General features: G+C 69.8%; 11 protein-coding genes and 1 pseudogene. 7 read left to right on the top strand and 5 right to left on the bottom strand.

Features of this window, described 5'->3' with window-relative positions; genetic code table 11:
- From BN971_RS14445 to rpmF, 4 genes and pseudogenes are all read right to left on the bottom strand, one after another.
- Nucleotides 1–710: pseudogene (locus BN971_RS14445) on the bottom strand (S1C family serine protease); the annotation flags it as partial.
- Between the two features lie 75 nt (nucleotides 711–785).
- Nucleotides 786–2342 carry a HAMP domain-containing sensor histidine kinase gene (locus tag BN971_RS14435; RefSeq protein WP_085181440.1) on the bottom strand — a complete coding sequence of 519 codons (1557 nt, stop codon included), beginning with the start codon at nucleotides 2340–2342 and terminating at the stop codon, nucleotides 786–788.
- Between the two features lie 16 nt (nucleotides 2343–2358).
- Nucleotides 2359–3045 carry a response regulator transcription factor gene (locus BN971_RS14430; protein WP_085181485.1) on the bottom strand — a complete coding sequence of 229 codons (687 nt, stop codon included), beginning with the start codon at nucleotides 3043–3045 and terminating at the stop codon, nucleotides 2359–2361.
- 59 nt (nucleotides 3046–3104) lie between these two features.
- Entirely contained in the window at nucleotides 3105–3278 is a 174-nt protein-coding gene (gene rpmF / locus BN971_RS14425) for a 50S ribosomal protein L32 (RefSeq protein ID WP_007168835.1), read from the bottom strand.
- A gap of 335 nt (nucleotides 3279–3613) precedes the next feature.
- Between rpmF and BN971_RS14420 the strand changes: the two genes are divergently transcribed.
- From BN971_RS14420 to BN971_RS14390, 7 genes are all read left to right on the top strand, one after another.
- Entirely contained in the window at nucleotides 3614–5314 is a 1701-nt protein-coding gene (locus BN971_RS14420; RefSeq protein ID WP_085181441.1) for an acyclic terpene utilization AtuA family protein, read from the top strand.
- Complete coding sequence (locus tag BN971_RS14415) at nucleotides 5311–6459, top strand: acyl-CoA dehydrogenase family protein (RefSeq protein WP_085181442.1); 1149 nt, start codon at nucleotides 5311–5313, stop codon at nucleotides 6457–6459. The genes BN971_RS14420 and BN971_RS14415 overlap by 4 nt, the downstream gene beginning before the upstream one ends.
- 82 nt (nucleotides 6460–6541) lie before the next feature.
- Complete coding sequence (locus BN971_RS14410; RefSeq protein WP_085181486.1) at nucleotides 6542–8137, top strand: acyl-CoA carboxylase subunit beta; 1596 nt, start codon at nucleotides 6542–6544, stop codon at nucleotides 8135–8137.
- A 5-nt stretch (nucleotides 8138–8142) separates the two neighbouring features.
- Nucleotides 8143–10167: an ATP-binding protein gene (locus BN971_RS14405; protein ID WP_085181443.1), complete on the top strand. Its 2025-nt coding sequence runs from the start codon at nucleotides 8143–8145 to the stop codon at nucleotides 10165–10167.
- An 11-nt stretch (nucleotides 10168–10178) separates the two neighbouring features.
- Complete coding sequence (locus tag BN971_RS14400; RefSeq protein WP_085181444.1) at nucleotides 10179–11345, top strand: acyl-CoA dehydrogenase family protein; 1167 nt, start codon at nucleotides 10179–10181, stop codon at nucleotides 11343–11345.
- Between the two features lie 10 nt (nucleotides 11346–11355).
- A complete protein-coding gene (locus tag BN971_RS14395; protein WP_085181445.1) occupies nucleotides 11356–12195 on the top strand; it encodes an enoyl-CoA hydratase family protein in 840 nt (279 codons plus the stop codon).
- Between the two features lie 62 nt (nucleotides 12196–12257).
- Entirely contained in the window at nucleotides 12258–12860 is a 603-nt protein-coding gene (locus tag BN971_RS14390; RefSeq protein ID WP_085181446.1) for a DUF1707 SHOCT-like domain-containing protein, read from the top strand.
- A 10-nt stretch (nucleotides 12861–12870) separates the two neighbouring features.
- Here BN971_RS14390 and BN971_RS14385 read toward each other — a convergent pair whose 3' ends face one another.
- On the bottom strand, nucleotides 12871–13719 hold the full coding sequence (locus BN971_RS14385) for an aldo/keto reductase (RefSeq protein WP_085181447.1): 849 nt from the start codon (nucleotides 13717–13719) through the stop codon (nucleotides 12871–12873).
- Between the last annotated feature and the right edge of the window lie 9 nt (nucleotides 13720–13728).

The raw sequence follows: 13728 nt of genomic DNA, 5'->3' as shown, positions 1-13728 counted from the left end.
CCGGGCGCGCCGGGCGCACCGGGCGGCTTGCCGGGATTGGCGGCGGCGGCGACGACGTGGTTGTTGGTCAGGATCAGCCCGTCGGCCGACAGGATGATGCCCGACCCCTCCTCGGACTGGCGTCCCAGATCGGTCTCGAGCATCACGACGCTGGGCACCACCTTCGAGGCCACCTGCTCCACGCTGCCGGGCGGCATGTTGGCCGCCGGCACGCTGGGCGCCCCCGAGATGAGCCCGCCGCCCTTGGTTCCGGGCGTGTGCATCCCCACCTCGACGGCCGTGGCCGCGACGCCGCCGATACCGGCGGAAACCATCGCGATCGTCAGCGCACCGACCGCGAGAAGTCCTGCGCGAGAACGCTTTTGGGGTTCCATAGCGGGCTGGCGGGGCATCGGTGGGTACATCCCGGTGATGGGGCCGCTCCCGCCGGGGATCGGCCCCGGGCCGCCGGGGATCTGGCCGGGGCCGGTGCCGCCGGGAACCCGGATCGGCCCGGTGCCGCCGTAGGTCTCGTACGGCTGAGCGTAGGGGCTTGACTGCGTGGGTTGGGATTGCTGCGGCTGCCGGTACCGCCAGTCGAACTCCTGGCCATACGGTTGCGGATGCCCCTGGGCATACGCCGGCGACCCAGGCTGCTGGGCTGGCTGCTGCGGCGCAGCACGGTATCCGGGCTGCTGCGGCGGTGGCGAATACCTCGGGTCATTCGTCATGGCGCTACGTCGCTCTTCCTCTAATTCGTATCTTCGGCTCACTGTCGGGTTCGGTTTCCAACAGTAACTGCAGACCTACCTTGCCTGCGTGGACTGAGAGTCCACTGAGACAACGTTCGTCGAATCGTGAAAGTTCTCCCGGCGGCCGAATGCGGGCGGGTGCGGGTCCGCCCCGGAGTCGGTCGGCGCGTCGGACGCGTCGCCGACGGACGACGGATAGCTTGGTGCCGGCACGCGGCGGCCGGGCAACAGCACGTAGATCGACGTCCCGGGCGGCTGTCCGCCGGGCACGGTGTCCTCGATGCGAAGCAGGCCCCCGTGATTGACCACGACCTTCTTGACGATCGCCAACCCCAGGCCCGAGCCCGGCATCGCCCGCGCCGTGGTCGACCGGTAGAACCGCTCGAAGACCAGGCGCCGTTCGTGCGGCGGGATCCCCGGCCCCTGATCGGACACCACCAGCTCGGCGTGCGACGCGTCGAGTTGCCTCATCGTCACGCCGACGTGGCCGCCCGGCGGGCTCCACTTCGCGGCGTTGTCCATCAGGTTGAGCACCGCGCGCGACAACCCGGCCGCGTCGCCGTACACCTGCCACGGGACCACGTCGACGTCGAAGTGAATGTCGTTGCGGCGCCGCCGAACCCGTTCCAGGCTGCGATCGACCACCTCGGACATGTCGACCGGCTCGTGCACCACCTGACCGGCATCGTCACGGGTCAGGTCCACCAAATCGCCCACCAGAGTAGACAATTCCTCGATCTGGGCCAGCACGTCGGCGCGCAGCTCCACCATCTCCTGCTCCGGCAGCCGCGGCGCGCCGGGCGCCATCGACGCCATCAGCAGCTCCACGTTGGTGCGCAGCGACGTCAGCGGGGTCCGCAGTTCGTGTCCGGCATCGGTGACCAACCGCGCCTGGCGCTCGCGGGATTCGGCCAGCGCGCGCAGCATCAGGTTGAACGCCTCGGTGAGCCGCGCCAATTCGTCGCTGCCGAAGACCGGAATGGGGCGCAGGTCGTCGGTGCGCGCCACCCGCTCCGTCGCCTCGGTCAGCCGGGCGACGGGACGCAACCCCGCCCGGGTCACCATGCCGCCGGCCACGGCGGCCACGGCCACCCCGATGCCGCCCACGATCAGCAGCACCCAGCGCAGCCTGGTCATGACCACCTGAGTGGGCTTGAGGCTCTTGGAGATCAGCAGGGAGCTGCCGTTCTGCAGGTGGATGGCAAGGATGCGCTGGTCCGACGCGGTGCGCCGCGACATGAGCAGGTCGCCGTGGATGACCGCCTGCTCCGGCGCGCCCACCGGCAGCGTCTGCCCGGGCTGCTGCGCGGAGTAGACCGAGTGACCGGGGTTGATCAGGATCGCGTTGACGTCGGAGTAGGCGGTGCCCTCGATGGCCTTGCCCGGGTCGGCGGCCAGGGACCCGCTGGCGATCAGCAGTTGCGCCCGGCTCTGCAGTTGGTTGTCGATGTCGCCGTACAGCGCCGCGGCGATCACCGCGTAGACGGCGAACGCCATCAACACGACGACCATGGCCACCATCGACATCGCCAGCAGCATCACCCGCCACCGCAAGGACAGCGAGCTGGGCGCTCGCCGCGGTGCGCGCCGGTGCCGGTCCAACCGGATCATCGGCGGACCCGAATCGTCACGGGGGCGTCTCCCGAAGGACGTATCCCACCCCTCGCACCGTGTGGATCAGTCGCGGCTCGCCTTCGGCCTCGGTCTTTCGGCGCAGGTATCCCACGTACACCTCCAGCGCGTTGCCGGAGGTGGGAAAGTCGAAGCCCCAGACCTCTTCCAGGATGCGGCTGCGGGTCAACACCCGCCGCGGGTTGGCGATCAGCATCTCCAGCAGGGAGAACTCGGTGCGGGTCAGGCTGATCTGGCGCTCACCGCGGGCGACTTCGCGGGTCACCGGGTCCAGCGTCAGATCGGAGAATTTCATGGCGATCGACTCGGCGTCGTCGTCGGGCTTGGTGCGGCGCAACAGCGCCCGCATCCGGGCCAGCAGCTCCTCGAGGGCGAACGGCTTCGGCAGGTAGTCGTCGGCGCCGGCGTCCAGGCCGGCGACCCGCTCGGAGACCGAATCGCGGGCCGTGAGCACCAGGATCGGCAGGTCGTCGCCGGTGCTGCGCAGCTGCCGGCACACCTCCAGACCGTCCAGCCGCGGCATCATCACGTCGAGAACGAGGGCGTCGGGACGGTCGCTGGCAATCATCTCGAGCGCCTCGACACCGTCATGGGCCAGATCGACCGTATAGCCATTGAACGACAGCGACCTGCGCAGTGACTCGCGCACCGCGCGATCGTCGTCGACGACAAGTATGCGCACGGCCACCAGTTTCGCCCTAGCGCCTGAGAGCGGCCTGAGAGGCGCGCCGGATGAGGGAGTTAACGGCGGTCGAGATCGATGAGCCCGAGGCGGGCCGCCTTGAGCAGGCGCCGCGGCACTTTGTGCTTCTGACCCGCCACGGTGACACCGACGAGCTCGGTCTTGGTGGCCTTCCACTGCGCGCGCCGGCTTCGGGTGTTCGCGCGCGACATTCTGCGCTTGGGTACGGCCATGGTGGGGCCTGTCTCCTCGATGGTGGGGCTTCGATGGTGAAGCTGGGGTGGTGCATCGCGCGGCATGGCCGGGGGCCGAACGCGTGACGATTGGCTACAGAATAGTCGGTGGCCTGCTGGTGGCCAAAACGGACGCCTCGCGGTCGCGCGCGGGTCGCGCTCGAGACTGAAACCACGGCGGGCCGCGGCGGCGTGTCGTGTGCGTGGCGTCAGTGTCGCGGCCGTGGCGGGTCACCGTGCGTAGAAGCCGAGCACCTTGACGTGGCACCGGCGCCACCGGCTAACCTACCGGTTGGTTGGTTGCGCTCATCGGGATCCCGGGAGGGAGGGTGTGCATGGCGTCACTCGACGCCGTCCGGATCGCGAACTGCTCGGGGTTCTACGGCGACCGGCTCTCCGCGATGCGCGAGATGCTCACCGGCGGGGACGTGGACTACCTCACCGGCGACTACCTGGCCGAACTGACGATGCTCATCCTCGGGCGCGACAAGATGAAGCACCCCGAACGCGGCTACGCCAAGACCTTCCTGACCCAGCTCGAGGACTGCCTCGGCGAGGCCCGCGACCGTGGGGTCCGCATCGTCGCCAACGCCGGCGGCCTCAACCCCGCCGGGCTGGCCGGGGCGATACGCGCGCTCGCCGAGCGGCTGGGCATCAGCGCCCGGGTCGCGCACGTCGAGGGCGACGACCTGCTGGCGCGCGCGGCGGAACTCGGGCTGGGCACGCCGCTGACCGCGAACGCCTACCTGGGCGCGTGGGGCATCGTCGACTGTCTCAAGGAAGGGGCCGACGTCGTGGTGACCGGCCGGGTCACCGACGCCTCGGTGATCGTCGGAGCGGCCGCGGCGCACTTCGGCTGGGGACGCACCGACTACGACCGGCTCGCCGGCGCGGTGGTCGCCGGCCACGTCATCGAATGCGGCGTCCAGGCCACCGGCGGCAACTACTCCTATTTCACCGAGGTCCCCGACCTGACTCACGCCGGTTTCCCGCTCGCGGAGGTCAGCGCCGACGGCTCGTCGGTGATCACCAAGCACCCGGGCACCGGCGGCCTGGTCAGCGTGGACACCGTCACCGCGCAACTGCTGTACGAGATCACCGGCGCCCGCTACGCCAACCCCGACGTCACCGTCCGGATGGACACCGTCGAGCTGTCCGCGGACGGCCCCGACCGGGTGCGCATCAGCGGCGTGCGCGGCGAGCCGCCGCCGCCCACGCTCAAGGTGTCGCTGAACGCCATCGGCGGCTTCCGCAACGCGATGACATTCGTGCTGACCGGCCTGGACATCGAGGCCAAGGCCGAGCTGGTGCGCCGGCAGCTGGAGGCGGCGTTGACCGTCAAGCCCGCCGAGTTGCAGTGGACGCTGGCGCGCACCGACCACCCCGACGCCGACACCGAGGAGGCGGCCAGCGCCCTGCTGCACTGCGTCGTCCGCGATCCCGACCCCGCCAACGTGGGGCGCCAATTCTCCTCGGCCGCGGTCGAATTGGCGCTCGCCAGCTACCCGGGCTTCCATGTGACGGCGCCGCCGGGCGACGGTCAGGTGTACGGCGTGTTTACCGCCGGCTATGTCGACGCGGCACGCGTGCCGCACGTCGCCGTGCACGCCGACGGCAGCCGCGTCGACATCCCTTGCGCCAGCGAGACTTTGCAGCTGTCGCCCGCCGATCCGGCGCCGTTGCCCGACCCGCTGCCCGCCGAGCCGACCCGGCGCGTGCCACTGGGCCGCATCGCCGGCGCCCGCAGCGGCGACAAGGGCGGATCGGCAAACATCGGGGTGTGGGTACGCACCGACGACCAGTGGCGATGGCTGGCCCACACGCTGACCGTCGACCTCCTCAAGGAGCTGCTGCCCGAGGCCGCCGAGCTCGACGTCGCCCGGCACCTCCTGCCCAACCTGCGGGCGGTGAACTTCGTCATCGAGGGCATCCTCGGACAGGGGGTGGCCTACCAGGCGCGGTTCGACCCCCAGGCCAAGGGCCTGGGCGAGTGGCTGCGCAGCCGTCACGTCGACATCCCGGAAGGGCTGCTGTGAATCTTTGGACCACGCCGGAGCGCGAGCAGTTGCGAAAGACGGTGCGCTCCTTCACCGAACGCGAAATCCTGCCGCACGCCGACGAGTGGGAGCGCACCGGCGAGCTGCCGCGCGATCTGCACCGACGCGCCGGGGCGGCCGGGCTGCTGGGTGCCGGCTTCCCCGAGGCGGTCGGCGGTGGCGGCGGAGACGGCGCCGACTCGGTCATCATCTGCGAGGAGGTCCATCAAAGCGGCGCGCCGGGAGGCGTTTTCGCGTCGCTGTTCACCTGCGGCATCGCCGTGCCGCACATGATCGCCTCGGGCGACACCCGGCTCATCGAGGAGTTCGTGCGGCCGACGCTGGCCGGCGAGAAGATCGGCGCGTTGGCCATCACCGAGCCCGGGGGCGGTTCGGACGTCGGCCACCTGCGGACGTCGGCGGTCCGCGACGGTGACCACTACGTCGTCAACGGCGCCAAGACGTACATCACCTCGGGCGTGCGCGCCGACTACGTGGTCACCGCGGTGCGCACCGGCGGCCCGGGGGCGGCGGGGGTTTCGCTGCTGGTCGTCGAGAAGGGCACACCCGGGTTCGAGGTCAGCCGCAAGCTGGAGAAGATGGGTTGGCGATCGTCGGACACCGCGGAGCTGTCGTTCGCGGACGTCCGGGTGCCGGCGGCCAACCTGATCGGCGCGCAGAACAGCGGATTCGTCCAGATCGCGCAGGCCTTCGTCGCGGAGCGGGTCGGGCTTGCCGCGCAGGCGTATTCGAGTGCGCAACGATGTCTGGACCTCACCCTGCAATGGTGCCGCGATCGCGAGACGTTCGGCCGGCCGCTGATTTCGCGTCAGTCGGTGCAGAACACGCTCGCCGAGATGGCCCGCCGCATCGACGTCGCGCGGGTGTATACCCATCATGTGGTCGAGAGTCAGCTGGCGGGCGAGACCAACCTGATCGCCCAGGTGTGCTTCGCGAAGAACACCGCCGTCGAGGCCGGGGAATGGGTCGCCAACCAGGCCGTTCAGCTGTTCGGGGGGATGGGCTACATGGCCGAGTCCGAAGTCGAACGCCAATACCGGGACATGCGGATTCTCGGCATCGGCGGCGGCACCACCGAGATCCTTACCGCCCTGGCGGCGAAATCCCTTGGATACCAGTCATGATTACACCGCCTCCTCCTCATCGCTCCGTCCCCCTCGCCGCTGCGCGGCTGGGGGTGCCCCCTCTGCATCGTCGGCGGTGGTCATGACCGCGCTGCAGTCCACGCTCGACCCGCAGTCACCCGCCTACGCGGAGGCGGCCTCGGCGGCGATCGACAAGCTCGCTGAGATCGACGGCGAACTCGCCAAAGCGCTTGCCGGCGGGGGCCCCAAGTACGTCGAACGCCATCACGCCCGGGGCAAGCTGACCGCCCGCGAGCGCATCGAGCTGCTCGTCGACCCCGATTCGCCCTTCCTCGAGCTGAGCCCGCTGGCCGCCTGGGGCAGCGCGTTTCAGATCGGTGCCAGCACCGTCACCGGGATCGGCGCGGTCTGTGGGGTGGAGTGCCTGATCGTCGCCAACGATCCCACCGTCAAGGGCGGCACAAGCAACCCCTGGACGCTGCGAAAGATTTTGCGCGCCAACCAGATCGCCTTCGAGAACCGGCTGCCGGTGATCTCGCTGGTGGAGTCCGGCGGGGCCGACCTGCCCACCCAGAAAGAGATCTTCATCCCCGGCGGGCAGATGTTCCGGGACCTGACGCGGCTGTCGGCGGCCGGGATCCCCACCATCGCACTGGTTTTCGGCAACTCCACCGCGGGGGGCGCCTACATCCCGGGGATGTCCGACCACGTGGTCATGATCAAGGAACGCTCCAAGGTGTTCCTGGCGGGCCCGCCGCTGGTCAAGATGGCCACCGGCGAGGAGTCCGACGACGAGTCCCTGGGCGGCGCCGAAATGCACGCCCGCATCTCGGGGTTGGCCGACTACTTCGCGGTCGACGAGCTCGATGCGATCCGCATCGGGCGTCGCATCGTGGCACGGCTGAACTGGCGCAAGCAGGGACCGCCGCCCGGGCCGGTGGCCGAGCCGCTGTTCGACGCCGAGGAATTGATCGGCATCGTGCCGCCCGATCTGCGGATCCCGTTCGACCCCCGGGAGGTGATCGCCCGCGTCGTCGACGGTTCCGAGTTCGACGAATTCAAGCCGATGTACGGCTCCTCGCTGGTGACCGGCTGGGCCCGGCTGCACGGTTACCCGCTGGGCATCCTGGCCAACGCGCGCGGGGTGCTCTTCAGCGAGGAATCCCAGAAGGCCACCCAGTTCATCCAGCTGGCCAATCGCTGCGACACGCCTCTTCTGTTCCTGCACAACACCACCGGCTACATGGTCGGCAAGGACTACGAAGAGGGCGGCATGATCAAGCACGGGTCGATGATGATCAATGCCGTGTCCAACTCGACCGTCCCGCACATCTCCCTGCTGATCGGTGCCTCCTACGGCGCCGGGCATTACGGCATGTGCGGGCGGGCCTACGACCCGAGGTTCCTGTTCGCCTGGCCCAGCGCCAAGTCCGCCGTCATGGGCGGGGCCCAATTGGCGGGAGTGTTGTCGATCGTGTCCCGCGCCGCCGCCGAGGCCCGCGGACAGCAGGTCGACGAGGCGGCTGACGCGGCGATGCGGGCGGCGGTCGAGGGGCAGATCGAAGCCGAGTCGCTGCCGTTGGTCTTGTCCGGAATGCTCTACGACGACGGGGTGATCGACCCCCGCGACACCCGCACGGTCTTGGGAATCTGCCTGTCCGCCATCGCCAATGGCCCGATCAAGGGGACGTCGAGCTTCGGCGTCTTCCGGATGTGAGCCCCATGGTCACTCGAGTGCTGGTCGCCAACCGGGGCGAGATCGCCCGACGGGTCTTCGCCACCTGCCGGCGGCTCGGCGTGAGCACCGTCGCGGTCTACACCGACCCCGACGCCGCGGCGCCGCACGTCGCCGAGGCCGACGCCAGCGTGCGGTTGCCGAAGACGAACGACTATCTCAACCCGGAGGCCATCATCGCGGCCGCCCGCGCGGCCGGCGCCGACGCGGTGCACCCCGGGTACGGATTCCTCTCGGAGAACGCCGATTTCGCGTCGGCCGTCGGCGACGCCGGCCTCACCTGGGTGGGCCCGCCGGTGGACGCGGTGCGGGCGATGGGCTCCAAGATCGAGTCCAAGAAGCTGATGGCGGCCGCGGGAGTGCCGGTGCTCGACGAGCTCGACCCCGACTCGGTCACCGAGGCGCAGCTGCCGGTCCTGGTCAAGGCGTCCGCGGGTGGCGGCGGCCGCGGCATGCGGGTGGTTCGCGAATTGGCCGCGCTGCCGGGCGAAGTCGCGGCGGCCCGCCGCGAGGCGCAGTCCGCCTTCGGCGACCCGACGGTGTTCTGCGAGCGCTACCTGCCCACCGGGCACCACGTCGAGGTCCAGGTACTGGCCGACAACCACGGCACCGTGTGGGCCGTCGGGGAACGGGAATGTTCGATCCAGCGCCGCCACCAGAAGATCATCGAGGAGGCGCCGTCCCCGCTCGTGGAGCGCATAGCGGGCATGCGCGCCAAGCTGTTCGACGCGGCGCGGCTGGCGGCCGCCGCCATCGGCTACGCCGGCGCCGGCACCGTCGAGTTCCTCGCCGACGACGCGGGTGAGTTCTACTTCCTGGAGATGAACACCCGGCTGCAGGTCGAGCACCCGGTCACCGAGGAGACCACCGGCCTCGACCTGGTCGAACTGCAACTCGCCGTCGCCGACGGCGAACGCCTGGACCCGGAACCTCCCGTTGCTCAAGGCTATTCGATCGAGGCCCGGCTCTACGCCGAGGATCCCGCGCAAGGCTGGCAGCCCCAAGCCGGACCGGTGCACCGCATCTTGCTACCGGCGGTGCGGGCCGAGTTCGGCACTCTGGGGCATCGCACCGGCGTCCGGCTGGACTCCGGCGTGGTCGACGGTTCCACGGTGTCCATTCACTACGACCCGATGCTGGCCAAGGTCATCTCCTACGCGCCCACCCGCCGGCAGGCGGCCCTGGTGCTGGCCGACGCGCTGGCACGGGCGCGGCTGCACGGCGTGCGCACCAACCGGGAATTACTGGTGAACGTCCTGCGGCACAACGCATTTCTCGACGGCGCCACCGACACGGCATTCTTCGACACCCACGGTTTGGCGGAATTGGCTTCCCCGCTCGCCGATGCCGGCGCGGTCCGGCTCTCGGCGATCGCCGCCGCGCTCGCCGACGCCGCACACAATCGCGCGGTCGCCCCGGTGCTCGGCTCGATCCCGAGCGGCTGGCGAAACGTCGCCTCCGGTTATCAGGTCAAGAGCTACCTCGCCGACGACGCCACCGAGCATCGGGTCGAATATCGTTTCAGCAGGACCGGTTTGGAGATTGTCGGCGACGAGTCGCTCACGCTCGTCTCATCGGCGCCCGACGAGGTGGTGCTGGCCGCCGGCGACGGCGTGGCCCATCGCTTCTCGGTCGCCGGCTACGGCGACGACGTCTACGTCGACTCGCCGCTCGGCCCCGTCCACCTGGTGGCGCTGCCGCGGTTCCCCGAGCCTGGATCGGCCGTGGAACGCGGCTCGCTGATAGCGCCCATGCCGGGCAACGTCATCCGGCTCGGCGCCGCCGCCGGCGAGACCGTCAGCGCCGGACAGCCGCTGATCTGGCTGGAGGCGATGAAGATGGAACACACCATCACCGCACCGACCGACGGCGTGCTCGTCGAGCTCAACGTCAATACCGGTCAGCAAGTGGAGGTCGGCGCCGTCCTCGGAGTGATCGCAAGCACGGCGGAGCCTGGCGAAGCGGGTCACGACCATCCAAACCCGGCACGGGTCGAAGCGCCCGAAGCGTAAGGAGAACGAAAATGACCGACACCAGCTTCGTCGAGAACGAGGAACGCCGCGCCCTGCGCAAGGCGGTGTCCGAATGGGCGTCCGGCTACGGCAGCGAGTACTACCTGAAGAAGGCCCGCGCTCACGAACACACCACCGAATTGTGGTCGGAGGCGGGCAAACTGGGCTTCCTTGGCGTCAACCTGCCCGAGGAGTACGGCGGCGGCGGCGCCGGCATGTACGAGCTGTCCCTGGTGATGGAGGAGATGGCCGCCGCGGGCAGCGCGCTGTTGCTGATGGTGGTATCACCCGCCATCAACGGCACCATCATCAGCAAGTTCGGCACCGACGAGCAGAAGCAGCGCTGGCTGCCCGGCATCGCCGACGGCTCGCTGACGATGGCGTTCGCCATCACCGAGCCGGACGCCGGCTCCAACTCGCACCGGATCACCACGACCGCCCGCCGCGACGGCGGTGACTGGATCCTCAAGGGCCAGAAGGTGTACATCTCCGGCGTCGACCAGGCGCAGGCCGTGCTGGTGGTGGGCCGCACCGAGGAGGCCAAGACCGGCAAGCTGCGGCCCGCGCTGTTCGTGGTCCCCACCGACGCACCCGGCTTCACCTACACCCCGATCGAGATGGAACTGATCAGCCCCGAGCGCCAGTTCCAGGTGTTCCTCGACGACGTCCGGCTGCCCGGCGACGCGCTCGTCGGCGCCCAGGACGCCGCCATCGCGCAGCTTTTCGCGGGCCTGAACCCCGAACGCATCATGGGCGCCGCCAGCTCCGTGGGCATGGGCCGGTTCGCGCTGAACAAGGCCGCCGACTACGTCAAGACCCGTCAGGTCTGGGGCACGCCGATCGGCGCGCACCAAGGTCTGTCACATCCCTTGGCGCAGTGCCACATCGAGGTCGAACTGGCCAAGCTCATGATGCAGAAGGCCGCGACGCTCTACGACAACGGCGACGACGCCGGCGCCGCCGAGGCCGCCAACATGGCCAAGTACGCCGCGGGCGAGGCTGCCACCCGATCGGTGGACCAGGCCGTGCAGTGCTTGGGCGGCAACGGTCTGACCAAGGAGTACGGCGTGGCCGCGATGCTGGCCTCGGCCCGGCTGGGGCGCATCGCCCCGGTCAGCCGCGAGATGGTGCTGAACTTCGTGGCGCAGACGTCGCTGGGCCTGCCCCGAAGCTACTGAGGCCACCCCGATGGACACGCTCGTCGAGTACGCCGGGCCGGCCGACACCCACGGCCCGTTCGCGCGGCTGACCCTCAACTCGCCCCACAACCGCAACGCGCTGTCCACCACCCTCGTCAACCAGCTGCACCGGGGGCTGCGCGACGCCGCGGCGGACCCCGCGGTGCGGGCGGTCGTGCTCGGACACAGCGGCGGCACCTTCTGCGCCGGGGCGGACCTCAGCGAGGCCAGGGGCGGCGACCCGCGTGGCGATCGCGAGCGCGGCGAAGCCGGGCGAAGCGGGTCGCCACCATCGGCATACGACATGGCCGTCACCCGGGCCCGCGAACTCACGGCGCTGTTGCGCGCCATCATCGCCGCGCCGCTGCCGGTCATCGCCGCCGTCGACGGGCACGTCCGGGCGGGCGGATTCGGCTTGGTCGGCGCCTGCGACATCGCGGTCGCCGGCCCGCGCAGCAGCTTCGCGCTGACCGAGGCGCGCATCGGCGTCGCCCCGGCGATCATCTCGCTGACCCTGCTGCCCAAGGTGTCGCCGCGCGCGGCGGCGCGCTACTACCTCACCGGGGAGACGTTCGATGCGGCGACGGCCGCGGACATCGGGCTGGTCACGATGGCGGTCGACGACGTCGACGCGGCCGTGGGGACCATCGTCGCCGACGTGGGCCGCGGCTCGCCGCAGGGTCTCGCGGCGTCGAAGGCGCTGACCACCGCCGCGGTGCTCGAGGGCTTCGACCGCGACGCCGAACGGCTCACCGAGGACTCGGCCCGGCTGTTCGTATCGGACGAGGCGCGCGAGGGGATGATGGCGTTCCTGCAGAAACGTCCACCCCGCTGGGCGGACCCCGGCTGAGGAACGTTGCAGTTTTGCCAAGCCTATTGCAGCAAAACCTCAACGTCGTACGCTCGTGGGTGATGAGCAACTCAGCGCAGCGTGATGCGAAGGACATCGGTAACGGGTCCTCGCCTGCGGCCGACACGGACCGCATCCAGCTCGCGCAGCTGCTGGCGTATGCGGCCGAGCAGGGCCGTCTGCAGATGAAGGACTACGAAGACCGCCTGACCAGGGCTTACGCGGCGACGACGTATGACGAGCTCGACCGACTGCGCGAGGACCTGCCCGGCGAGCCGCTCAACCTGCGCCGCGGCGGCAAGCCGAATCCCGCGCCGTCGACCCTGCTGCTGGCGTTGATGAGCGGGTTCGAGCGACGGGGCCGGTGGAACGTGCCCAAGAAGCTCACCGCGTTCACCCTGTGGGGCAACGGGGTGCTCGACCTGCGCTACGCCGACTTCACCTCGACCGAGGTCGAGATCCATGCGATCTCGATCATGGGGGTTCAGCGGATCCTGCTGCCGCCCGAGGTCAACGTCGAGATCCACGGCCGCGGCGTGATGGGCGGCTTCGACCACGACAACCTGGGCGACGGCACCCCGGGCGCGCCGACGGTCAAGATCCACGGCTTCTCGCTGTGGGGCGGCGTGGGCGTCAAGCGCAAGGCCCGTCGCCCGCGCGCCTAGCGCGCTCCGCTCAGTTCGGCACGTAGTCGAAGGTGTCCGGGTCCGGACCCGTGCGGCCCGACTCGCCCCGGTCCAGCCCCGAGATCGCGTCCATGTCGGAGTCGTCCAGCTCGAAGTCGAACAGCTCGAAGTTGGACCTGATCCGCTCCGGCGTCACGGACTTGGGAAACACGATGTCGCCCCGCTGGACGTGCCAGCGCAACACGACCTGCGCCGGTGACTTGCCGGCGGCGTCGGCGATGCGGGTGATCACCGGGTCGTCGAGCACCTTGCCCTGGGCGATCGGCGACCACGCCTCGGTGGCGATGCCGTGCTCGCGTCCGTATGCGCGCACCTGTTCGTTGCCGAAGTACGGATGCACCTCGATCTGGTTCACCGCGGGCACGGTGCCGGTCTCGTCGGCGAGGCGATCCAGATGGGCGGGCTGGAAATTCGACACACCGATGCTGCGGGCGCGACCGTCTTTCGCGAACTCTTCCAGCACCTTCCACGTCGAGACGAAGTCTCCGTCGTACAGCGTGGGCAGCGGCCAGTGGATGAGGAACAGGTCGACGTAATCGGACCCGAGAGCTTCCAACGTCCGGTCGAACGCGCGGCGCGCGTCGTCGGGCTTGTGAAAGCCGTTGTTCAGCTTGCTCGTCACGAACACCTGGCCGCGGTCCAGGCCGGCGTCGCGGATGCCCTGGCCGACTCCCTTTTCGTTGCCGTACATTTCGGCGGTATCGATGTGCCGGTAGCCGATGTCGAGCGCCTGCTTGACGGCGGCGGCGGTGTCCCCGGGCGGGATCTGAAACACGCCGAAGCCAAGCTGCGGGATGCTGTTGCCGTCGTTGAGTTCGATCACGGGAACGTTGGTCATGATTTTCGG

Source organism: Mycobacterium bohemicum DSM 44277, assembly GCF_001053185.1.
GTDB classification, from domain to species: domain Bacteria; phylum Actinomycetota; class Actinomycetes; order Mycobacteriales; family Mycobacteriaceae; genus Mycobacterium; species Mycobacterium bohemicum.
The sequence above is the reverse complement of the archived record's forward strand: the minus strand, read 5'-3'. Positions and strand labels throughout refer to the sequence as shown.